This window comes from Halosimplex carlsbadense 2-9-1, from assembly GCF_000337455.1.
GTDB classification, from domain to species: Archaea; Halobacteriota; Halobacteria; order Halobacteriales; family Haloarculaceae; genus Halosimplex; species Halosimplex carlsbadense.
Map to the genome: position 1 here is coordinate 1 of NZ_AOIU01000011.1, position 21,163 is coordinate 21,163.

Annotated in this window: 19 protein-coding genes; 12 read left to right on the plus strand and 7 right to left on the minus strand. The window is 63.9% G+C overall.

Features of this window, described 5'->3' with window-relative positions; translation table 11 throughout:
- Positions 1-4 precede the first annotated feature (4 nt).
- The 3 genes from C475_RS24845 (at position 5) to C475_RS04760 (ending at position 5,643) form a co-directional block, all read left to right on the plus strand.
- Positions 5-3,415, plus strand: a complete 3,411-nt coding sequence (locus C475_RS24845; protein ID WP_449404410.1) for a hypothetical protein — start codon at positions 5-7, stop codon at positions 3,413-3,415.
- A 58-nt stretch (positions 3,416-3,473) separates the two neighbouring features.
- Positions 3,474-4,163 (plus strand): hypothetical protein, encoded by a 690-nt coding sequence (locus tag C475_RS04755; protein ID WP_006882640.1) that lies wholly within the window; start codon positions 3,474-3,476, stop codon positions 4,161-4,163.
- Positions 4,164-4,656: 493 nt separating this feature from the next.
- Entirely contained in the window at positions 4,657-5,643 is a 987-nt protein-coding gene (locus C475_RS04760; RefSeq protein WP_006882641.1) for an alpha/beta hydrolase, read from the plus strand.
- Between the two features lie 251 nt (positions 5,644-5,894).
- Here the strand turns inward: C475_RS04760 and C475_RS22185 are convergent, their stop codons facing one another.
- Positions 5,895-8,771 carry an SIR2 family protein gene (locus tag C475_RS22185; protein WP_161625167.1) on the minus strand — a complete coding sequence of 959 codons (2,877 nt, stop codon included), beginning with the start codon at positions 8,769-8,771 and terminating at the stop codon, positions 5,895-5,897.
- A gap of 517 nt (positions 8,772-9,288) precedes the next feature.
- On the opposite strand from C475_RS22185, the gene twy1 reads away from it, so the two are divergent.
- From twy1 to C475_RS04800, 6 genes are all read left to right on the plus strand, one after another.
- Positions 9,289-10,272, plus strand: a complete 984-nt coding sequence (gene twy1 / locus C475_RS04775; RefSeq protein ID WP_006882644.1) for a 4-demethylwyosine synthase TYW1 — start codon at positions 9,289-9,291, stop codon at positions 10,270-10,272.
- 150 nt (positions 10,273-10,422) lie between these two features.
- Positions 10,423-10,719 carry a hypothetical protein gene (locus tag C475_RS04780; RefSeq protein WP_049930101.1) on the plus strand — a complete coding sequence of 99 codons (297 nt, stop codon included), beginning with the start codon at positions 10,423-10,425 and terminating at the stop codon, positions 10,717-10,719.
- Entirely contained in the window at positions 10,712-12,304 is a 1,593-nt protein-coding gene (locus tag C475_RS04785; RefSeq protein WP_006882646.1) for a methyl-accepting chemotaxis protein, read from the plus strand. The genes C475_RS04780 and C475_RS04785 overlap by 8 nt, the downstream gene beginning before the upstream one ends.
- Positions 12,305-12,494: 190 nt before the next feature.
- Positions 12,495-13,202 (plus strand): DUF120 domain-containing protein, encoded by a 708-nt coding sequence (locus C475_RS04790; protein ID WP_006882647.1) that lies wholly within the window; start codon positions 12,495-12,497, stop codon positions 13,200-13,202.
- A gap of 1 nt (position 13,203) precedes the next feature.
- Complete coding sequence (gene ribB / locus C475_RS04795) at positions 13,204-13,896, plus strand: 3,4-dihydroxy-2-butanone-4-phosphate synthase (RefSeq protein WP_006882648.1); 693 nt, start codon at positions 13,204-13,206, stop codon at positions 13,894-13,896.
- A gap of 27 nt (positions 13,897-13,923) precedes the next feature.
- Positions 13,924-14,352, plus strand: a complete 429-nt coding sequence (locus tag C475_RS04800) for a plastocyanin/azurin family copper-binding protein (protein WP_006882649.1) — start codon at positions 13,924-13,926, stop codon at positions 14,350-14,352.
- 25 nt (positions 14,353-14,377) lie between these two features.
- Here the strand turns inward: C475_RS04800 and C475_RS04805 are convergent, their stop codons facing one another.
- The gene (locus C475_RS04805; protein ID WP_006882650.1) at positions 14,378-14,959 is read right to left on the minus strand and encodes a type IV pilin; all 582 of its coding nucleotides are present in this window, start codon (positions 14,957-14,959) and stop codon (positions 14,378-14,380) included.
- 82 nt (positions 14,960-15,041) lie between these two features.
- Complete coding sequence (locus C475_RS04810) at positions 15,042-15,527, minus strand: DUF3592 domain-containing protein (protein WP_006882651.1); 486 nt, start codon at positions 15,525-15,527, stop codon at positions 15,042-15,044.
- Positions 15,528-15,871: 344 nt separating this feature from the next.
- On the opposite strand from C475_RS04810, the gene C475_RS04815 reads away from it, so the two are divergent.
- Entirely contained in the window at positions 15,872-16,810 is a 939-nt protein-coding gene (locus tag C475_RS04815) for a branched-chain amino acid transaminase (protein WP_006882652.1), read from the plus strand.
- Between the two features lie 200 nt (positions 16,811-17,010).
- Positions 17,011-17,247: a hypothetical protein gene (locus tag C475_RS24225; RefSeq protein WP_006882653.1), complete on the plus strand. Its 237-nt coding sequence runs from the start codon at positions 17,011-17,013 to the stop codon at positions 17,245-17,247.
- 36 nt (positions 17,248-17,283) lie between these two features.
- On the opposite strand, the gene C475_RS04825 is transcribed toward C475_RS24225, so the two are convergent.
- The 4 genes from C475_RS04825 to C475_RS04840 form a co-directional block, all read right to left on the minus strand.
- Positions 17,284-18,060 (minus strand): PH domain-containing protein, encoded by a 777-nt coding sequence (locus tag C475_RS04825; RefSeq protein ID WP_006882654.1) that lies wholly within the window; start codon positions 18,058-18,060, stop codon positions 17,284-17,286.
- Positions 18,057-18,707 carry a PH domain-containing protein gene (locus C475_RS04830; RefSeq protein ID WP_006882655.1) on the minus strand — a complete coding sequence of 217 codons (651 nt, stop codon included), beginning with the start codon at positions 18,705-18,707 and terminating at the stop codon, positions 18,057-18,059. Before C475_RS04830 ends, C475_RS04825 begins: the two co-directional genes overlap by 4 nt.
- A 98-nt stretch (positions 18,708-18,805) precedes the next feature.
- Positions 18,806-19,051, minus strand: coding sequence for a hypothetical protein (locus C475_RS22975; protein WP_006882656.1), 246 nt, complete (start codon positions 19,049-19,051; stop codon positions 18,806-18,808).
- Complete coding sequence (locus C475_RS04840; protein ID WP_006882657.1) at positions 19,048-19,263, minus strand: hypothetical protein; 216 nt, start codon at positions 19,261-19,263, stop codon at positions 19,048-19,050. The genes C475_RS22975 and C475_RS04840 overlap by 4 nt, the downstream gene beginning before the upstream one ends.
- A 125-nt stretch (positions 19,264-19,388) precedes the next feature.
- On the opposite strand from C475_RS04840, the gene C475_RS04845 reads away from it, so the two are divergent.
- Positions 19,389-21,128, plus strand: coding sequence for a glycoside hydrolase family 97 protein (locus tag C475_RS04845; RefSeq protein ID WP_006882658.1), 1,740 nt, complete (start codon positions 19,389-19,391; stop codon positions 21,126-21,128).
- Positions 21,129-21,163: the final 35 nt, after the last annotated feature.

Below are 21,163 nucleotides of genomic sequence, written 5' to 3' on the forward strand. Positions count from 1 at the left end.
GACCCTGCTACTCGACGGCGACCGGCTATCGGATCGCTACGAACGAAACGTCGCCGGAACGGACCCGTTAGATCCTGACAGCGACTCGCCGCGAACGGACGCCGACGAAGCGAACAACGGCATTCTCGACGGGGTAGAGGACTACGACGGCGATCGTGCGGTCACGCTGTTCGAACGGCAGGCCGGTTCGGACCCGTTCGTCGCCGACTCTGACGACGATGGCCTCGACGACGGCTTCGAGATCCAAGTCGGGGCGTTCGACCCGACGACAGCCGACACCGACGACGACGGCGTGGGCGACGGGGACGAGGATCTGGACGGTGACGGCCTGTCCGCGAGCGCCGAAGACGACGCGGGGACGAGTCCGCTCACCGCCGACACGGACGACGACCGCCTGAACGACAGTGCGGAAGTCGAGCAGTATCCCACCGACCCGACCGACGCGGACACCGACGACGACGGCGTGCTCGACGGCGTCGAAATCCGCAATGGTTTCGACCCGACCGCGGCCGACAGCGACGGGGACGGCACGCCTGACAACCGGGAGCCGATCACCGTCCAGGTGGAAAGCAACGTCTCCTCGGTGTCGCTGACCGGGACGGGCGACCTGCGAGCGAACACGACCGTCTCGAAAGACCGCGGGAACGTCCTGGCCGATCGCTTGCCCGCGGCCGTCTCCCCGTTCACCGAGATCGAGACGAGCGCGGAGTTCGAGTCGGCATCGGTCACGCTGGAGTACGACGAGAGCGCCGCCGCCGACGAGTCGGACATCGCCGTCTACCGGTTCAACCAGAGCAAAGGGACGTTCGTCGAACTCGATTCGACGGTCGACACTGGCGCCAACACGGTGACGGCGGAGGTCGCACACTTCTCGAAGTTCGTCGCGCTCGAACGCGACGAGTGGAAACAGATCGAGAGTCGCCAGGTGCCGACCGGTGGGGGGAACACCTCGGTCGAACTGCTCCTCTATCTCCGAGAAGGCAACAACGACGCCTACGGGTCGGTCACACTGGAGGACGCCTCGCTCGACGAGTCGGTCTCGAACATCGAGGGGGGTGATGGCGTCGACAGCCAGGGCAACGACTTCCCACCGGAGGGGGCGACGAGCAGTCCGCGCGGCTGCGGTGACGACGAGGTCCACCGCGTCAACGACACGACCATCGACTTCAGCCTCGCGACCTGCGGCGCCGACGACGCGTTCCGCGTCGCCTACAACGTCGTCGGCGAGGACCCTGCGATCAACATCGACTACCGGCGGACGAACGTCGGGCTGAACGTCGCCGGGGAGATCTATCCCAGCTCGACGACGCTCGAACTCACCGACCAGGGTATCGATATCACGGATTCGGACAACGACGGCGTCGTCGACAGCATCGAGAACGGGACGATCCCGCTGGGCAACGGCCTCACGACGACGACCGACCCGAACGANGATTCGGACAACGACGGCGTCGTCGACAGCATCGAGAACGGGACGATCCCGCTGGGCAACGGCCTCACGACGACGACCGACCCGAACGACCCCGATACGGACGGTGACGGCCTCAGCGACGGCGAGGAATTGCGGTTGACCCAGAAGAACGACGCCGGCTACAAGATCAAAAGCGACCCGAACGACCCCGACACGGACGGCGACGGGCTGACGGACTACCAGGAGGTCGTCGTCTTCGACGGGCTGAATCCGATCGACGCCGACACGGACAACGACGGCCTCGACGACGGCGAAGACCCGCAGCCGTTGGTCCCCCAGAGCGAGGCGTCGTCGGCCGGTGACGTCGACTTCGTCGACGCCTCGGGCGAGGTGGCGGGCAACGCGATCAAGGGCGCGGTGCTCGGTGACGCCGGGGTAAAATACGAAGTCGACGGCTCGAAGACGCTGGAGTACTACGGCGGCTGGCTGACGGCGAGCATCGCGCCGACCGTCGACGTGGCAGCCGACACGCGCGACTGTCTCGTCCTGAACAGCGATATCGGTACGAACGTCCTCGACTGCGGCGGCGCGGTCATCAGCGCCGGCGGGAGTATTGGGACCGTCGTCGGGACGTTGACCGCGCCGACTGGGCTCGGCGCCGCGCTCGGCGCGGGCAGCTTCGCGGTCGACACGGCCGAGGACATCACCGACGTTGCGACGATCACCGCACGGTTCGTCGAGTACGCGCCGGAGACGGCGACCAGTGTCGGACGCGTGCTCGACCAGAAGATCGGTAGCAGATTCAGCGCCGCCTTCCCGCGAATTTCCAGCAAATTATCGCCTGGCATCGCCGACGACGTTCGACGGGGCGCCCAACGCGGCAAACTGGTCAGAGCAGGTCTCGATGGGGACACCGCCAGGGCGCTCGAAGACGTCTTGCCGCGGGTCGACGCGACGGCCGACGAGGTCGCCCAGCTGACTACACGGATCGACAGCTTCGACGGACTCGCTAGTTCTGAGCAGCGGCTGGTCGTACAGAAGTTAGCGGACCGAGGGGATGCCGCACAGCTCACTGATGCCTACGACGGTCAGACGCTCGCCCGGATCACCGGTACTGACGGCGTGACGGGCAGTGCAGCGATCGACAAGGCGAGCAGTGCTATCACGAACGGCCGGGCGGATGAAATCTCGCGGTTGGCCGACGAACTCGACCCGGTCGCGTTCGGCGGTGTCCTCCGGGTCGATCGCATCACAGAAGCACGCCGACTCGTCGATGGGACGCCAAGCGGCGCAGGGGCGGAAACGCTCCGCGGGCTGAGTGGTGTCGGCGAAGATGCCCTGCAACGATTCCTGTCGCTAGAGGATGAGCTCGCAGCTGCCAACGATCTCGATACAATCGGGAAAAGTTCCACTGAACTTGCTGATGACATTCGTGTTTCACTTGCTCGGTCAGCAGAAGACCCATCCAGCAAGATCGAGCTCCAAGCCACTACAATCGACCAATTCACAACTGCTCTCAAGAGCGTGTCACAAGCCGATATCGATGGAGTTGCGAAACAAGTAGACGCCGATATCGCCAAACGGGCGGACGGCGTCGCCCCGGACAATGCGTACCTCACTCGAAACAACGCGTATAGCAACATCAAGGGAGCCATCTACGAGGTTTCGTTGGCCGACGAGCTGGGAACCACGGAAGTCCGAGCGATCGGCGATAGCCCTTCGGGAACGCAGTTCGAAGCCGATATCGTATTAGTAGATGACACCGCGATCGAAGCGAAGTCAGCAGGTATCACTGACATCGAAAAGCAGCTGAATAACCTGAAAGAGTATCAGAAGGCGGCCGGGACCCCAGACGGCGATACCGTGTTGATTGCCAACGATCCTAGCCAGGTTCCAGTTAGTGCAGGTGATGGTCGCGTGGCTCTGAACGAAATCGACGACCTTCCGAATACGGACGGCGCTTTCGTCGAGGTTCGTACTATCGCTTCCGAACTACCGAACTGAACCAGCCAAGGCACTACCAAAGACTACTCTTTTGAAGACAGCTAAACAACTGTCAAACATGGACGAGTTCTTGTATGCGTATTATGTCCTCGACGAGGAACCATCTGCCGCGTTGGCGAGTGACATGCTCGAATTCGTTAGCGGACACGCGGAGACTACGATTGAAGCGGGAACTGCTGATGAAGTGGATCCAGCTGAACTGCTCGACAATTCGATAACGTTCGACCTCGGAGGGGTTGAATATCATCTCTCCCTCGATTCGGCTACGCTTCCACAATTCGACGGCGTCCCGGCAATGGAAATCCAGGTCTACGGAACCCATTTTCAAGAACGATATGCTGGATCACCCGACGCCCGCGAACATACCGAACGCCTGATCAACTTGCTCCGAGACACCTATCTCTCGTTGCGTGACCATGGACACGAGATCCGATGCGTCCATGCGTTCGGTCCGAGCGATGTTGCTTCTCTGCTCGATGGGCGAGTCACTGTTCCAGACGCGCAGGTCAGCGGCAACGCGTTCGACGCGGTTTACTGGCTCCACATTCTTCCGCCCTATCTTGTCGAGATAGTCGGCGCCGACCGTCTTCACGAGGCCCCGGCGTGGCTGGTCGAGAAACTCGCAGACGGGAGCGTCATGCTGGTGGTCGACGACCGACCTGACAGGGGTGGAGCCGAGGGAACCGATCTGTTCTCCGACGTGGTGGCCCATCTCGGGATCGACGACGAGGCGTATATGCCAGACTAATCGGACCCCCGATTCGGCCCACTGACTACAGTTCCCATCGATTGCATCTCCGACCTGAAGGGATTCACGCAGCGGTCGCGCAGACCCTTTCCGCTCGCTCCGGTCGTGGCGCTACGGGAAAGGGCGAACCGCGGCATGGGTCGAGCGGGCAGCACTGTGTGGGGTCACCGCGTTATGTCGTCGCTTGCTTCATAAATATCATTTGGGCGACTATATTAAACGTGGTCTGGGTATAGGACACACAGTCATAGTATATGACAGGCTACGCAGTCGAGTGGTTGTATCGACGCCGAATCAGCCCTTCCGCTCAGTGCTCGGTTCCAGGGTACACACGTTCGAATTCTCGACACGCCACGAAACCTGGATGTCGCTGGTTCAGACAGTGGGGTAGTCGCTCGTGCGGCGACCGATCGAGTCTGGATCGGTTCGCCTCGCCGGGGCAGGTTCCGGAAACCGTAGTTCTATACCGGCCGCTCTGCCTCTTTCGGATATCATGACGGACGACGTCACCGTCCACGAAGGAATCACGTACGCCGAGCGTGAGACCGGCGAGCTGAAACTCGACCTCTACCTGCCACACTCTGATGACCCACCGCTGGTCGTCTACGTCCACGGCGGCGGGTGGATCGCGGAGACACGCTCGAACATTCCCGATCCCGAGCAGTACGCCGCCGACTGGGACTGTGCGATCGCCAGCGTCAGCTACCGCCTCCAGGAGGCCCCCGATGGGGCGGCCGTCGAAGCAATGTACGACCCGGGCAACCCCACCCCACGGGGTCACTTCCCCGACCACTTCGTCGACGTGAAAGCCGCGATTCGATGGCTTCGCGCTCACGCTGACGAGTACGACTACGACGCCAGCCAGATCGCCGCGTGGGGCGCCTCCGCGGGTGGCCACCTCGCCCTCCTCGCGGCTGTCGTCGACGACGTCACCGACCTCGGAGACGCCTTCGCCGACGAGGTCGAACAGACCGTCGCGCCCGACGAATCCGGCGCCGTCCAGGCCGTCGTCAGCTGGTACGGCGCCGCCGACTTCACGCTCGTCGAGGACGACGTGGAGGGACTCATCCCGCTGCTGATGGGCGGCTCTCGCTCCGAACACCCCGAGCGGTATGCACAGGCCAGTCCCGTCACGCACGTCACGTCGGAAAGTCCACCGGTACTGTTGATGCACGGCCGCGAGGACGAGGTGGTCGACGTGGCGCACAGCCACCGCTTTTTCGACGCTCTGGAGGCGGCTGGCGTGGACGGCGTCTTCTACGAGTTACACGATCTGAACCACGTCTGGGTCGAAGACGTCGAGGACATCGAGTCCGAACGCGTGGCGATGGACCTGCTCGCGGCGGACCCGACCCACGCCCAGTCGGTCTCCGAGGCGACGCACGCGGAGGAGGGTGGGTCGCTTGCGCCGCTTCTGGCGGACCTCCCGCCCGCGGGTCCCGAGGCTATTCAGCAGTTTCTCGACCGGACGATTCGGTGAACCGACCTCGTACTCTTCAGGGAGTCGCCTCTTCGATATCGTACCGGTGTCAGGGTAGCTCGATGCTGGTCGCATTGACTCCAAGCGCGACGCTTCGACAGCGGCATTCGGACTCGTCGGCACACACCTTCGAAATGAATGTATCAAACAGTTTTCAGCATCTTTCCCGGGTCTCTCCCGAATACGATGAGGCACTCAGGCGACGAGATAAATCTTAAACTCAGCAGTGGCTCAATTGTGAGATAATGGGGTTATATCACCACTCTCTCAATAAGATCATCTAGAATATCCGTATTCACATCATCTCTCTCAATATATTTGTAAATGGATCTGTTGTCCTTTCTGGTTGGGCGATGAGATCCCTCCTCAAATAACTGGTCAACGTAGTCGGTGTATTTCCGGTCAAATTCAATGCCAGCGGCCTTGTTAAAGTTAATATCCTCAATATCATCGTGTTCTTCTCCACTCTGTGTTTTGACAACATAATATCCGTTCCGAATAGCCACCTCTTGGATATCACTATTCATTCCGGAGGTTTTGGAGAAGAGGAGAAGGTGTGCATGCGTTGTTCCGATGTCTGTACCGTCGGTCTCATCTGATTCCTCCATATCTCGACTGGTTAACGCCAGGCCCTGACCGTCCTCTAGAACTTCAATATCGGAATTGACCGCTGAAAGAAATCCCTCTAGAGAATCCCCAAGTTTATGGCCGCAAACTTGACCCTCGTGGATAATTGCAGACTTCTCGCCGTCAATGATATCAGTGTAATCGCCCGTAGAGCGATCCATCATTAGATAGCCCTCTCTGATTTTGACTTCGAACTTCTCGTCTGCCTTAGCGAGATAGTCCGTGATACAGTTCACAAGTCCATCAACCAGTTCCCCATCGTCGTCTTCTCCCGGGATAACTGCGAGGTATTCGTCCTCAACGGACTCTTTGACTGGTGTCTCGTCTTGAACTCCGTCAATAATATTGGTAATATGTGGCTTCACCCAAGTAATGGTATTCCCTTTCTCAATGAGGTCCTCAATCTTATCGCTCAACTCGTCGATATCCTGACGCAACTGATCCTTCTCATCCGACGACTCCTCACTTGATTGAAGTTGAGCCTCAGTACCTAAGAGCTGAAAGTACATCGCAAAGAGCTTCCAACTGAGCCGGCGTGAGAGATCGGCCGCAGTCTTGGCCTCATCAGTCATCGTCTCGAAATCCATGAGACGAAACGCAACTTCTGCGAGATTAAGATGTGGTGTCTCTTCTCCTTTGCTTTGCTCAATCGCTTGCTCGTGACATTGACGTGCAGTATCGTATTGTTCTGCCGCTTTTGCGGATTCATCGAGAGTTTCATAGAGCTGTCCCTTTTCGAACGACACGACACCCTTTCCACTGTATGGCTCGTAGGCGCTAGAGTCGCGATCAATCGCCCATTTGAAATCTCGGAGTGCTTGTTCCCATTTCTTTTCGGCAGCCGCTCGCAGTCTCTTCTCTAGACGATCCGTCTTCTCAGAGAGTCTTTGTTGCTTTCGCTGGTTAAGAGTCTTCGCTAACGAAATCCTGGAGTCCTGTTGCTCGTTTGGCCCGCTCTTCGATTCACTCTCTGAGTCTTCCTCAGCTGATTTGTCCCCTTGTTCACCACCATCTGGAACCGTCTGGTTAATCTCCGTCCGCAGTTCCGAATGGAGCTCTGCAAGTGTTCGAGCAATTCGTCGGCGGACTGTACCCCGTCCATTGTAGATCTCCGAATTGTCGAGGCCGTCGAGGTCAAGATCATTCAGATCGATCTCCTCTCCATCTATATCAAGCACTCCAAGCTCTCCTGTGGGCGTGGTCTCCTGACAAGGACCTCCTATAGCGGCCATGTAGAGGTCTTCAGCGAGAGCCCATTCATCAAAGATCTTTTTGTCGCGATTGGAATAGTATTCTGCAAGCGCGACATAGTTCATGGGGTCTTCTTTATCCGCTCTGATAGCCCGTTCATATCGTTCCTCGGCATATTCGTTCTTTTCCGCTTCATACCAGTAGTCTCCGGACAGTCTATATCGGAGTCCCTGAAGCGCTTGTTCATCGTCTTCCTTATCGACCTGGCCATCGATTCGATCACTGGAATCAACCCGAAAACTCTCAACTTCTGCAATTACTTTGTTTGAGAGCTTTCGCATTCGATCTTCGATCTCCTTGGCTCGTGGGAATAAGAATCCTTCATCGTAGCGAACCTTCCTATAAAAGTCGCCCATCAGATCTTGAAATCCACCTATTTCGACGAGATACGTATTTGGTTTCCGCAACAGCTTCTCGACATTTTGGTTGAGCTCGCTTGCGTCATATGCACACCAGATGATACCCGGTTCCGGGATAGCAAAATCATCCGAGGTCAAGACATCCATGATAGAGTCATCACGGCCTCCGTATCCGACGACGACAAGTCCGTATTCCTGCAAAGTCCGACGAAGCGCAATACGCATGTTTTTCTCCAGAGTACTCGTCTCAAACGCCGTATTCTGTAGATTTGAATACAGATAGTCCCCATGGAGTTTGATAATCGCTGGGTCTGATTCGGTTAGTTTGAATTCTGGCCCGATGATGGCGTTGTGGTTGAGCATTCGAGGCCGTTCATGGAAGTATTCATAGAAGGCATCGTATAGCAAGTCGTCAAAATTGGGGGTGAGAACATGAGAAATGTAGGGCGGATCTGCAGTCAGCATCCCGGCCATCATTATATGCCCAAACGTCGTATCTGAATCAGCGACATTCTCACTGATGTGCCGGCGCCGCTCCTCTCTCGTCGGATAACACTCAGAAAACCAGAATCCGTATTCGTTCTGATTTTGCTTCATTTTTTCCTTCCGATAATCGTTGACCCATTCGTGGAAATCCGGGTCATCATCGTCGAACTCATCCTCGTAGTGCTTCCAGTCGGGCTCCTCGCATTCAATTTCAAGCCCGAGCATATCCTCGATATATAGCTTGTTTTGCCACCGCTCGATGAACTCCGAAGCCAGTGGAATGTCCGCACTCTTGGACGTCCCTGCACCGATGAGAAACGCGTACTTCCCACGGTTCCGTGTTACTGATCGTACTACCCTGTCCGACTTTCGGCGGTCTACCGTCTCGATCGATTTCATGCTCATTGGTACCATCCCACGACCGCACCGCTTTGGGAACCGCGAATAAGACTCTTCCGAAGAGTTCAATAAAGAACAAATGACTGGGACAATGGATAGTTACCAAATCATAGCTTAGATAACTAGTACGGCAATCATAACTTCCAGAAGCGGATGACTGTAGGTGATAGTTACAGTGTATTCTCCCTCACACGGTCAAAGGTAGCGTATCCTGTGATCACGTTCGATACCATCGGAGCACACACTAAACAAGCTGGAAGTGATATTGAATCGGAACGATATCCCAGAACTCAGGTTGCGTAGACACATCCCTGACATGCTCTAGAGGAGTTCTGCCACAGGCAAATGGCTGGCACCGCAGAGGACGCGATTGCCGCGGCAGCAAACCTGGGCGATAATTCGTGAGCCGTCAGTGTCAGTTTGGGTCGAGACAGATTGAGGTGGATCAGAGCAGTCGACAACTGCAGGAGGACCAACCGTCGGAGGAACAGATGTATACGAACGGCTACCGTCCCTGCCTCCAATGAGCGAATCGGACGGTCCCAAGCAGGTGTCGGACCCGGAGTACCACAGCGAGAACCACACGGCCGCCCAGACCTGTGGGTGGACGGCCAACTCGCTGCGCGGCGAGGGGAAGTGCTACAAGTACGCCTTCTACGGGATCGAATCGCATCGCTGCATCCAGATGACGCCGGTCGTCAAATGCAACGAGCGCTGTGTGTTCTGCTGGCGGGATCACGCCGGTCACGCCTACGAACTCGGCGACGTCGAGTGGGACGACCCCAGCGCCGTCGCCGACGCCTCGCTGGAACTCCAGAAGAAGCTGCTGTCGGGCTTCGGTGGCAACGACCAGGTCCCCCGTGAGCGCTTCGAGGAGGCCATGGAACCCCGGCACGTCGCCATCTCGCTGGACGGCGAGCCCTCGCTCTATCCGTACCTGCCGGAACTCATCGAGGAGTTCCGCGAGCGCGACATCACCACCTTCCTCGTCTCGAACGGGACGAAACCCGAAGTCCTCGCCGAATGCGACCCGACCCAGCTGTACGTCAGCGTCGACGCGCCCGACCGCTGGACCTTCGATAACACTGTCAAAGCGGTCGAGGACGACGCCTGGGAGCGGCTGATCGACACGCTGGACGTGCTCGCCGCAAAAGACGAGACCCGCACCGTCCTGCGCACCACGCTGGTGAACGGGCGGAACATGCACCACCCTGAGTGGTACGCCTCGATGTTCCAGCGGGCCGACCCCGACTTCGTCGAGCTGAAGGCGTACATGCACGTCGGCCACTCGCGGGGCCGCCTCGACCGCGATGCCATGCCCGACCACGAGGACGTGCGCGCGTTCACCGAGGACGTGATGGAACACATGCCCGAGCACGACCACCTCAACGACGTGCCCGTCTCGCACGTCACCCTGCTGTCGAAGACCGAGGACACCTGGGTCCCCAAGCTGCAGAAGGACAGCGAGTTCTGGGAGCGCGACCCCTACGCCGAAGTCGGCGACTGACCGAGCCCGAACGGCCGTGACGCTCGACCGAACGCGAGTTCGCCATCGTTCGACGGCCGTTACGGTCGGCCGGGCCGGATTATCAATCTTCGTATTTCGGCAGATATCTTGATACAGGATACCGGGAGAGTGGTTGCCACGGAGACCGAAATGGCAAGTATACTATCGACGCTCGACCCGATGACGGTCGCGGTGGCCGCGGTCGCGATCGTCGGGATCGTCCCGGTCGCGATCCAGTACCGCGAGCGGTCGCGGTGGTTCGCGGTCGGCTACGGAATGTTAGTGGTCGCGGCACTGGCGACCAACCTGGAGGATCTCTTCCTGGGCGGCCTGCTGAATGCGACCGAACACGCCGTCGGGCTGATGGGCGCCGGGATCGCTTTCCTGGTCGCCGCGTACGTCCATCGCAAGCGGGAGATCGAACCGGGAGTGGTCGACGATGGTTGAGATCACGGTCCTGTTCGACTTCGTCGCGGCGGCGGCGTTCGCGGCGGCGGTCGTCGTCGGCGTCCTGAACTGGCGGGACACGGACCTCGAACGCGGGTTCTGGGTCAACTTCACGTTCGGGGCGACGCTGGGCCTGTTGTGGACCGGGTCGGTGCTGCTGGAGTGGCTCGGCGTCGCGCCGGCGCTGATGAACGCCCTGGGCATGATGTTCCTGGGGACGACCATCGGCGTCTACGCCGTCGGCTCGACGGGGACGATGGCGGTCGTCGACGACATGAAGACGGCCACCCGCGAGGCCGACGAGGCTCGCCGGGAGGCCGTCGATCTCCAGGAGGACGCCGAGGACGCCCGGCTGGAGGCCGAGGAGGCCAGCGAAGCGGCCGAGGAGGCCAAGGAACGGGCCGAACGCGAGCGCGAGCAGGCCCAGCAGTTGAGCGAGACCCTCGAACGGAAGGCGACGGAGTTCGGCGACGTGATGGCCGCCGCGGCGGCGGGTGACCTCACCCGGCGGATGGACGCCGAGAGCGACAACGAGGCGATGGCCGAGATCGCAGCGTCGTTCAACGCGATGATGGGCGATCTGGAGGGAACGATCCGGGAGATCCGAGCGTTCGCCGAAGAGGTGGGCGCGTCGAGCGAGGAGGTCGAAGCCGGCGCGAGCGAGAGCCAGGCCGCGAGCGAGCAGGTCGCCGAGTCGATGCAGGCGGTCTCGGCCGACGCCGACGAGCAGAACGACCGCCTCCAGTCGGTCGCCACGGAGATGAGCACGCTCTCGGGCGCCGTCGAGGAGGTGGCGGCCTCCGCGGACGAACTCGACCACGCCACCGGCGAAGCCGTCGAAGTCGGCGAGGCCGGCCGCGAGGCCGCCGGCGAGGCGATCGAGGACCTCGACGCCATCGAGACCAAGGCCGACGAGACGGCCGACGAGGTGGAGTCGCTGGCTTCCGAGATGGACGAGATCGGCGAGGTCGTCGACATGATCGCCGAGATCGCCGAGCAGACGAACATGCTCGCGCTGAACGCCTCGATCGAAGCCGCCAGGGCCGGCGAGGCGGGCGAGGGCTTCGCCGTCGTCGCCGACGAGATCAAGGGCCTGGCGGCGGAGGCCGCCGAAGCCACCGACGAGGTCGAACGGCTCATCACCGACATCCAGGACTCGACCGACGGGACGGTCGCGAACATCCGCGAGATGACCGACCGCGTCGAGTCCGGCGCCGTCACCACCGGGGAGGCGCTGGACGCGCTCGACGAGATGGCCGAGACGGTCCGCTCGGCCCACGACAGCATCACCGAGATCAGCGCCGCGACCGACGACCAGGCCGCCTCCACCGAGGAGGTCGCCAGCATGGTCGACGAGGTCTCCGAGATGGCCGGCCGGATCGACGCCGAATCGGACCAGGTCTCGGCGGCCGCCGAGGAACAGACCGCCTCGCTCACGCAGGCCTCCGACAACGCCCGCTCGCTGTCCGACCGCGCCGACGACCTCCGGGAGTTGCTCGACGAATTCGTCGTCGGCGACGCCGGCGGCGGTGCGGGCTCGCCGACGACGGCGGCCACCGACGGCGGGCTCGCCCGCGAGGAGTGACTCCTGCGGACGGCGATTCGGTTCTGAACGGCGACTCGGTGCCGAACGACGACTCGGTGCCGTTATGACGTACCGGTTCGTACGTCGACACACGCGACCGACGGATCGATCCGTCACGATCGTCTTACCCAATTCTGGGACGCATCCCACATCCGGTACCCTTATCGGCGAGTGGTCGCTAGAGAGAGGTATGTCAGGAATCACGGCGTCGTCGGTCGGCCACGCCGAGCTGGCGACGCTGAAGGAGCTGGCGCTGTCGGGCGACCTCGACGGCGACCAGAAGGTGTCCTGCTCGGCGCTGGCCGAGCGGCTCGACGCCTCGACGCAGACGGCCTCGCGGCGGCTCCAGCGACTGGAGGAGTCCGATCTGGTCGAACGCGAGATCGTCAGCGACGGCCAGTGGGTGACCGTCACCGACGCCGGCGAGCGCGCGCTCCAGCGCGAGTACGCCGACTACCGGCGCATCTTCGAGCGGGACGCGAGCGTCGAACTCGACGGGTCGATCACCAGCGGGATGGGCGAGGGACGGCACTACATCTCGCTGCCGGGGTACATGCGCCAGTTCGAGGACCGCCTGGGCTACGAGCCGTTCCTCGGGACGCTCAACATCGAACTCGACGAGGACAGCGTCCGCGAGCGCGGCCACCTCTCCTCGTTCGAGCCCGTCACTATCGACGGCTGGGAGGACGACGAACGCACCTACGGGCCCGCCTACTGCTACCCCGCGACCGTTGAGGCCGACGATGGGGCGACCTTCGAGGACGCCCACGTCATCACCCCCGAGCGCACCCACCACGGCGACGACCAGCTGGAAGTGATCGCGCCGGTGAAACTCCGCGACGAACTGGGGCTCGACGACGGCTCCTCCCTCACCATCCATGTCACCGAACAGCGATAGCATGACCGGCGACGGATCGACCGCGACCGCGAGTGCGGCCGTCGACCGAGCGGTCGACGCGCTCCGGCGGGGCGACCCGATCCTCGTCCACGACGCCGCCGACCGCGAGGGCGAGGTCGACCTGATCTACCCCGCCGCCGCGGTCACGCCCGAGGCGGTCGCCCGCATGCGCAACGACGCCGGCGGCCTCGTCTGCGCCGCGCTCGGGGACAGGGTGGCCGACGCCTTCGAGTTGCCCTACCTGCAGGAAGTCATCGACCACCCGGTCGCCGCCGACCACGACCTGGGCTACGACGAGCGGTCGTCGTTTTCGCTGACGGTCAACCACCGCGACACCTACACCGGCATCACCGACGAGGACCGCGCGCTGACGATCACCGAACTCGCCGCCGCCGCGACCGATCCGGAGGGGACTGACTTCGCGAGCGAGTTCCGCGCGCCCGGCCACGTCCACGTCCTCCGGGCGGCCCCCGGCCTCCTCGCCGACCGGGAGGGCCACACCGAACTCGCCGTCGCGCTCGCCGGCGCCGCCGACCTGCCGCCGGCGATGGTCGTCTGCGAGATGCTCGACGACGACACCGGGACAGCCCTCACCCCCGCCGCCGCTCGATCCTACGCCGACCGCGAGGGGCTGGTCTACGTCGAGGGGTCGGCCGTCGTCGAGCGACTCGGCCGACCGGTATCGGACGACTGAAGGGGTGTCCGCCCTCAGTCCCCGACGATGAAACCGTTCTCGCGCCGCGCGCTCCTCCGCGCGAGCGGGCTCGCCGCCGCCGGCGCCGTCGCCGGCTGCGCGACCGACGACTCCGACGGCCCGACCGGGACCCCTAACTCGGGCGACATCGTCGCCGGACCGAACGGCGCCTACGCCTACGACCCCGAGGAGTACACCGTCTCCGTCGGCGAGACGGTCACCTGGTACTTCGCCAGTCCGACCCACAACGTCGGCTGTCGCCCCGGTGACTCTCCGCAGATCAGCCTGCCCGACGGCGCCGAGTCGTTCGCCAGCTACGACGACGGGAACGTGGGCCAGACCGTCCCGCAGGGCGAGACCTACGAGCACACCTTCGAGACGGCCGGCGAGTACACCTACGTCTGTATCCCACACTCCCGGCAGGGGATGGTCGGGACGGTCGTCGTCGAGGAGTAGCGCGGTCGGTGAGTCGGCGCGCGACTCAACACCAGTTGGGGATCCCGTCCCCGTCGTTGTCGCCGTCCGGCCCTTCGGGGCCGTCGGGGAGGTCCGGGTCTCGCGTGGCCGTCCACTCGTTGAAGATGACCGTCTCACCGTCGTCGTTCCGGAGGATGACGAAGTAGCTGTCCCCTTCGCTGCAGATCGGGTCGAGGACGCTGTCGCTGTCGAAGCCGTCGATGTGGACGTACTCCTGGGCCTTGACCTGTGGGCCACCCGTCCAGACCTCCGACCAGCGGATCGTGTTGCCGCTCTCGTCTTTGATGATCACGTTCTCGGCGTCGACGGTCCGGCCGACATCGTGGGTTATCTCGAGATAGGGTCGGTTGTCGGTGTTACCCTCGCCGGTCGCCACGTACTCGCGGTCGAAGGCGCCCGCGGGCGCCGGCTCGTCCAGTTCGCTCTCGAAGCCGATCGCCATCGTCGCGATCACACCGGCCAACACGACCGCGATCGCGACCAACAGGACGGTCCCGACGACCGACGAGACGCCGCGTTCGTCGCGCCGATAGCTGTCGGGCCCGCCGGATCTCCCCTCACGACCCGTTCGGTCGGTCGGCTCCATCGGTTTCCGACGGATACGCCACCCGGGATCATAACTCCCGACCAGCTATTTCACATCGTGACACCGCCGGTGAGTCGGACGCTTACAGGTTCTTGAGCGAGAACCACCCGCCGCCCAGGACGAAGAGGATTCCGAAGGCGGCGGCGAACAGGGGCGTGTTCGTCGTCCTGTTTTTCAGGAACGCCCCGTTCGGTCGGTCGGGCGAGACGTACGCGGTGGCCGCCCCACCCTCCTCGTACTCGGCGACGACCGAGCGGGCCGCCGACTCCGTGTCGTAGGTCGGTGATATCGACGCGGGGAAGACGCTGGAACTCTCGTAGGTCGTTCCCTCGTACTCGTAGCTGAACCGGACCGTCGGCTCGTGGTCGACCCCGCGCCTGGCCGAGGACGTCTCGACGCCGACCTCGGTGATCGTCGCGTTCACCTCGACCGAGTTCCGTACCGCATCGGACTGCTGGACGTAGTCGTAGCCGGCGTAGCCGGTGACCGCGAGGCCGAGCAACAGCATCAACAGCGCGCCGCGAAGCGACTCCGGCCCGTTGATCGACAGCCCCGAATCGTCGCTCATACCGGGTCGCTCCCGACTCCGGTCGACGGCGGGGCGCGCTCGCTGGCCGGCCCTGCGTCCGCGTGGAACCGACCGAGCGGCCGGGTGCGCGGACCGCAGACCCCTCGCGCCCGGTTCGTACCGCCGCGGTCTCGTTCGACAGTCATCGTCCGTGAATGCTCGCCGCTCTCGAGTAAAAGCCCTCTCGTAACCCCAGCGTCTGTTTGTGTCACGCGGTCGCACGCGACCGTCAACACTCTTTACGGCCGGGTCGCAACTGTGGCTATGGCCGACGCGCGCAGCCCCGACGCCGGGCGACTGACAACCTATAAACCGGGAGCGGCCCTCACCGGGAGGTACGACCCATGAGCGAGCGCCCAGAGATGTTCCAGGGCGTCGACGAACTCTGGATGGACGGCGAGTTCGTCGACTTCGACGACGCACAGATCCACGTCCTCACCCACGGCCTCCACTACGGTTCGGGAGTGTTCGAGGGCGTCCGGTGCTACGACACGGTCGACGGCCCCGCCATCTTCCGCTGGGAGGAGCACCTCGAACGGTTCTACGAGTCGGGCAAGCCCTACGATCTGGAGATCCCCTTCGAACCCGAGGAACTCACCGAGGCCACCGTCGAGCTGATCCGCCGGGAAGAGCTCGAATCCTGTTACATCCGCCCGATCGCCTTCTACGGGTACGACTCCCTCGGCGTGAGTCCCGGCGACTGCCCGACGAAGGTCGCCATCGGCGCCTGGCCGTGGGGCGCCTACCTCGGCGAGGACGCTCTGGAGAACGGCGTCGACGTGATGGTCTCCTCGTGGCGCAAGCACGCCTCCAGCCAGATCCCCACGAACATGAAGACCACCGGCCTCTACGTCAACTCCATGCTCGCCACCGAGGAGGCCAAGGGCAACGGCTACACCGAGGCGATCGTCCTCAACAAGGAGGGCAACGTCGCGGAAGGCCCCGGCGAGAACATCTTTCTGGTGCGTGACGGCGAGATCTACACGCCCGGCCTCGCCGAGTCCATCCTCGACGGGATCACCCGCCGCACCGCCATCGAACTCGCCGAAGACCTGGGCTACACCGTCCACGACGAGGCGACCATCTCCCGCGGGGAGCTGTACACCGCCGACGAACTGTTCTTCACCGGCACGGCCGCGGAGGTCACGCCCATCCGCAGCGTCGACGACAACGTCATTGGCGAGGGGACGAAGGGCCCGGTCACCGACGAGATCCAGAGCCAGTTCTTCGATCTGGTCGAGGGTCGACTCGACGGCTACGACGACTGGTTCACCTACGTCTAGCGCGCACTCCGATCGCCGGTTTCCACCGGGGAGCGGGCCGCTGACCCGCCGTTCACCGATAGGTGGCTAAACAATTAGGGATAACCGTCACGGGCGTTTGCGCCCGATGTCGGGTAGATGCAACAGACGAGTACGACCGGTAGTCACCACTGGCGCGTACGGGACTTCGAGGACGGAACACGCGACGGGGTGGTCGGCGAATGGCACTGACCACTCGCCTGCGGTCAGTGCTGAGCGACGCCCGCGAGCGCGCCGGTGGTGGCGACGCCGCGACGCCCGACGACCCGGCCGCGGGCGACGAGTCGCCCCCGGAACCGACGACGGGGCTGTTCGAGTGCTCCGCCTGCGGGACCGTCTACGTCGCCGAGGAGAAGTCGACCTGTTCGTCCTGCGACGAGCCCGTCGAAGAGGTCTCGGCGACCCTCTCCCGCGAGTAGCGGGTCGAAAGCGACCGACGCGGCCGACCGGGGCGCTCAGTTCTCCTCGCCGTCCGGCGTGAATCCGTCGACTCCGTCGCCGGACAGCGGGTCGTCCGAGCGGCCGCCCGACAGCGGAGTCTCGGAGTGTGAACCGTCGGCCCGGTCGTTCATCCGGGCCTCGACGCGTTCGAGCGCCTCGCGGGTCGCGCGGAGTTCGGCGACGAGTTCGTCGAGCTGGTCGGCGCTCGCGGCCCGCCGGTCGTCGGCGCGGCTACCGCCACCACCGCCGGTGCCGTCGCGACCGCCGCCGCCGGCCTCCCGCTGGACGCGGGAGATCTCCTCGCGCACGTCGCGAGCGTCCTCTACGTCGTCGAAGGAGATATCGGCGCCGGAACTCCCGGCGGTGCTGATCTCGATGGTGCCGAAGCCGAGCTGCGTGCCCCAGAACGACTGGGTGAACTCCGTGTTCTGGATGCGGTCGAGGTCGACGCTCTCGATGTTGGTGCTGAGGATCCCCTGCTTGACGTACAGCGAGCGGTTCGTCACCACGTAGTCGGTGTGTTTGATCCCCAGGTACGACAGCGGCGAAAAGAGGAGGATCACGAGCCCGATCAGGAAGGGGATCAGGACCACGCCCGTCACGAGCGTGCCGACCATCCGCAGCTTGGTCGGCTCGCCGACCCAGACGACCTCCTCGCCCGGTTCCAGCGAGAGCCACTCCGAGACCTCCGAGTCGGCCGCCGCCGCGGCGCGGTCGGTCAGCGAACCGCCGCGCTCGCCCTCTCCGCTCGTCGAGTCGCTTCCGCCGTCCGCGGAGCCGTCGCCGCTCATGCGCGCTCCTCCATGCGCTCGGCGACCGCGCGCAGCCCCCTGGCTTCCGCCAGCAGCGCCTCGACGGTCGCCTCGTCGAGCCCCTCGGCGACCGGCGCCGGGTCGTCGTCGTCCTCCCCGCGTTCGCTCGCGGCGCGGACCTGCTCCTGAAGCCGGTCGCGGAAAGTCTCGGGGTCGTCCAAGTCCGAAACAGCGAGGTCCGCGCCGCCGCTGCCGGCCGTCGAGACGGCGAGGGTCCCGTAGTCGAAGAGGTTCCCCGTGATATCCTTGCGCAGCGTCGTGTTCTGGACGCGGTCGACGCCGACGCTCGTGACCGTCTCCGAGAGCACGCCCGTCTTCAGGTAGATCCGCCGGTCGGTCAGCACGTAGTCCGTGTGCTCGACCTTCAGATACGCCCAGGCCACGCCGAGGACCTGCGAGGCGACGATCAGCGCCGCGACCGCCCAGACCACGAGGCCGGGCGCCACCGGGAACTCGGCGGGGTCGAGCGCCACCTGCGTCGTGACGAAGACGGCGGCCGCGAGGGCCAGCAGCGACAGGATCGCCGCCCCCGCGGCGGTGCCGACGATGCGCCAGACGCGCGGCTGGCCCGTCCAGACCACCGACTCGTCCGGGTCGAGTGAGAGCCACTCGTATTCCTCGTTCATATCACGGGAGTGGCACGCTCCGAGAGATAAAACCACGGGACCGTCCGCTCGGTGGCGTCGCCGCGGCCGCGAGGGAGACGACTCTATGCGCCCGCGACCTACGCGGACAGCCGCAGCCGGTCGCCCGCGGATATCGAGATGTCCAGATAATCCTCCGCGACACCTCCGCCGGACGCTTCGTAGAGTCCGATCCATCCCTGCGCGGTGTGGTCCCCGTCCTCGTTCCCGACCCGGACGAAGAACGCGCCCGGCTCCCGCAGAATCCCCGAGGCGACGACGCGTTCGTCGGACGTGACCCGGTACTCGTCTGACTGCCGCCAGATCGGTTCTCCCTCCGGGGTCACCGTCGCGGCCCCGGTGGAACGCCGTCGTCGTTCTCGTTCGTCTTCTCGACCGTTACCGCGACCGTGTGTGCCTCCGAATCCGTGTTCCGGATCAGCAGATCCCCTGCGGCCGGCCCGTCGTCGCCGCCCAGCACACAGCCCCCGATCAGTCCGCCGCTGCACACGGCGCCCGCCGTCCGGAGGACGTGTCGTCTGCTCGATTCGTCGATCACGGGTGGTCTGGTTCCCGCTGTGGTAAGTGCTTTCTCTAGATGGCTCGACACACCGCTCCGCCGACGGAGCGGGCGACTCGTTCCGGCACCCGCAACTTTTTGCGACCGCCGGTACCCCAACGCACATGCGACTCACCGGCCCCGCAGACGCGAACGCGGTCGTCTTCGACCCGGAGACGGCCGAACTTGCCGTCGAGCGAGCGGACACGACGCTCGTCACGCCCTCCGAACTCCCCGTGGGGAAACTCGCCCGGCAGCTCCACGGTGTCGACTGGACCGGCGCCGCGATATCGGTCGGCGACCCCACCGAGGTCGCCGAGGACTACGCCCTCCCGAAGGGGAAAGCGCGCGAGCGAGGGCATCGGGCGGTCGAGCGCACGGTCACCTACGACCACCCCGACGCCGACGGCGTCGTCGAGGTGGACCTGCGCGCCGCCGTCGAGGGCGTGGCCGTCCGCTATCGGATCACCGGGACGGCGATGGAGATACACACCGGTGACGAGACCACGCTGTCGCTCCCTCGCGACACCGTCTCCTGGCTGACACCGTTCGATAAGGCACACGAGGCCAGCGCCCGCCAGCAGCCCATCCGCGAGACCGACGGCGAGTACTGCACGCCCGGCCTGTTTCGGGTCGACGACGAGTGGCTGCTGCTGGCCGAGGCCGGCGCCGACGGCGACTACGCCGCGGCCCGCCTCGTCGCCGAGGAGTCGGGGATGACCTTCGGTCTCCCCCAGACGCAGATGAACGCCCACTTTCCGCTGGAGACGCCCTGGCGCGTCGCGATCACCGGCGACCTGGCCGACATCGTCGAGTCAACGCTGGTGACCGACCTCGTCGCTGGCTCGGATATCGACGACGACTGGGTCGAACCGGGCCGCGTCGCGTGGTCGTGGTGGTCCGAATCGGACAGCCCCGACGACTTCGCCCGCCAGCGCGAGTATATCGACTACGCCGCCGTCCGCGGCTGGGAGTACGTCCTCGTCGACGCCGGGTGGCCCCGCCGCCGCGATGAGATGCCGGACCTGATCGACTACGCAGCGGAGCGCGGCGTCGACGTGCTCCTCTGGACCCACTGGACGGACGTGAACACCGAGTCCAAGCGCGAAGAGCGCCTCCCGACGTGGGCCGAGTGGGGCGCCGCCGGCATCAAGGTCGACTTCATGGACGCCGACGACCAGGGGCGGCTCCAGTTCTACGACGCCCTCGCCGAAGCGGCCGCCGACCACGAGTTGCTCGTGAACTTCCACGGCTCCGTGGTCCCGACGGGGCTCCAACGGCGCTACCCCCACGTGATGACCTACGAGGGCGTCATGGGCGCCGAGTACTACAAGTGGTCGACGGTTACGCCCGAGCACAACTGCACCCTCCCGTTCACCCGCAACGTCGTCGGGCCGATGGACTACACACCCGTGACGTTCTCCGCCGACGCTGCACAGACCACACCCGGCCACGAACTCGCGCTGTCGGTCGTCTTCGAGTCGCCGCTCCAGCACTTCGCCGACTCCATCGACGAGTACGGCGCTCGACCCGAAGCGGAGGGGTTCCTCGAAGCGGCCCCCGCCGCGTGGGACGAGACGCGCCTCGTCGGTGGGTACCCCGGCGTCGAGGCGACCGTCGCCCGCCGGGACGGCGAGGAGTGGTTCCTCGGGGCGATCACGGCCGGGCCACAGCGGATCGTCACCGTCGACTGCTCGTTCCTGGGGAGCGGCGACGCCGACTCCGACGAGGAGTGGACCGCCCACGTGGTTCGAGACGAGGGAGACGGCACGCTCGAAGCCGAGCAGTGGACGGTCACTGGCGACGAGGCGCTGGACGTGGTGGTCCCCGAGAATGGCGGGTTCGCGGCGCGGTTCGAGCGGTAAGGTCCTCGGGTTCGCCGCGTTCCGGGTGGCGGTAT

Excerpts from the sequence above, each read along its gene's own strand:
- ribB (WP_006882648.1), top strand. The coding sequence starts at position 13,204 with ATGACCGGCGACGGATCGACCGCGACCGCGAGTGCGGCCGTCGACCGA.
- C475_RS04800 (WP_006882649.1), top strand. The coding sequence starts at position 13,924 with ATGAAACCGTTCTCGCGCCGCGCGCTCCTCCGCGCGAGCGGGCTCGCC.
- twy1 (WP_006882644.1), top strand. The coding sequence starts at position 9,289 with ATGAGCGAATCGGACGGTCCCAAGCAGGTGTCGGACCCGGAGTACCAC.
- C475_RS04845 (WP_006882658.1), top strand. The coding sequence starts at position 19,389 with ATGCGACTCACCGGCCCCGCAGACGCGAACGCGGTCGTCTTCGACCCG.
- C475_RS22185 (WP_161625167.1), bottom strand. The coding sequence starts at position 8,771 with ATGAGCATGAAATCGATCGAGACGGTAGACCGCCGAAAGTCGGACAGG.
- C475_RS04805 (WP_006882650.1), bottom strand. The coding sequence starts at position 14,959 with ATGGAGCCGACCGACCGAACGGGTCGTGAGGGGAGATCCGGCGGGCCC.
- C475_RS04785 (WP_006882646.1), top strand. The coding sequence starts at position 10,712 with ATGGTTGAGATCACGGTCCTGTTCGACTTCGTCGCGGCGGCGGCGTTC.
- C475_RS04780 (WP_049930101.1), top strand. The coding sequence starts at position 10,423 with ATGGCAAGTATACTATCGACGCTCGACCCGATGACGGTCGCGGTGGCC.
- C475_RS04760 (WP_006882641.1), top strand. The coding sequence starts at position 4,657 with ATGACGGACGACGTCACCGTCCACGAAGGAATCACGTACGCCGAGCGT.
- C475_RS04815 (WP_006882652.1), top strand. The coding sequence starts at position 15,872 with ATGAGCGAGCGCCCAGAGATGTTCCAGGGCGTCGACGAACTCTGGATG.
- C475_RS04810 (WP_006882651.1), bottom strand. The coding sequence starts at position 15,527 with ATGAGCGACGATTCGGGGCTGTCGATCAACGGGCCGGAGTCGCTTCGC.
- C475_RS24225 (WP_006882653.1), top strand. The coding sequence starts at position 17,011 with ATGGCACTGACCACTCGCCTGCGGTCAGTGCTGAGCGACGCCCGCGAG.
- C475_RS04790 (WP_006882647.1), top strand. The coding sequence starts at position 12,495 with ATGTCAGGAATCACGGCGTCGTCGGTCGGCCACGCCGAGCTGGCGACG.
- C475_RS04830 (WP_006882655.1), bottom strand. The coding sequence starts at position 18,707 with ATGAACGAGGAATACGAGTGGCTCTCACTCGACCCGGACGAGTCGGTG.
- C475_RS04755 (WP_006882640.1), top strand. The coding sequence starts at position 3,474 with ATGGACGAGTTCTTGTATGCGTATTATGTCCTCGACGAGGAACCATCT.
- C475_RS04825 (WP_006882654.1), bottom strand. The coding sequence starts at position 18,060 with ATGAGCGGCGACGGCTCCGCGGACGGCGGAAGCGACTCGACGAGCGGA.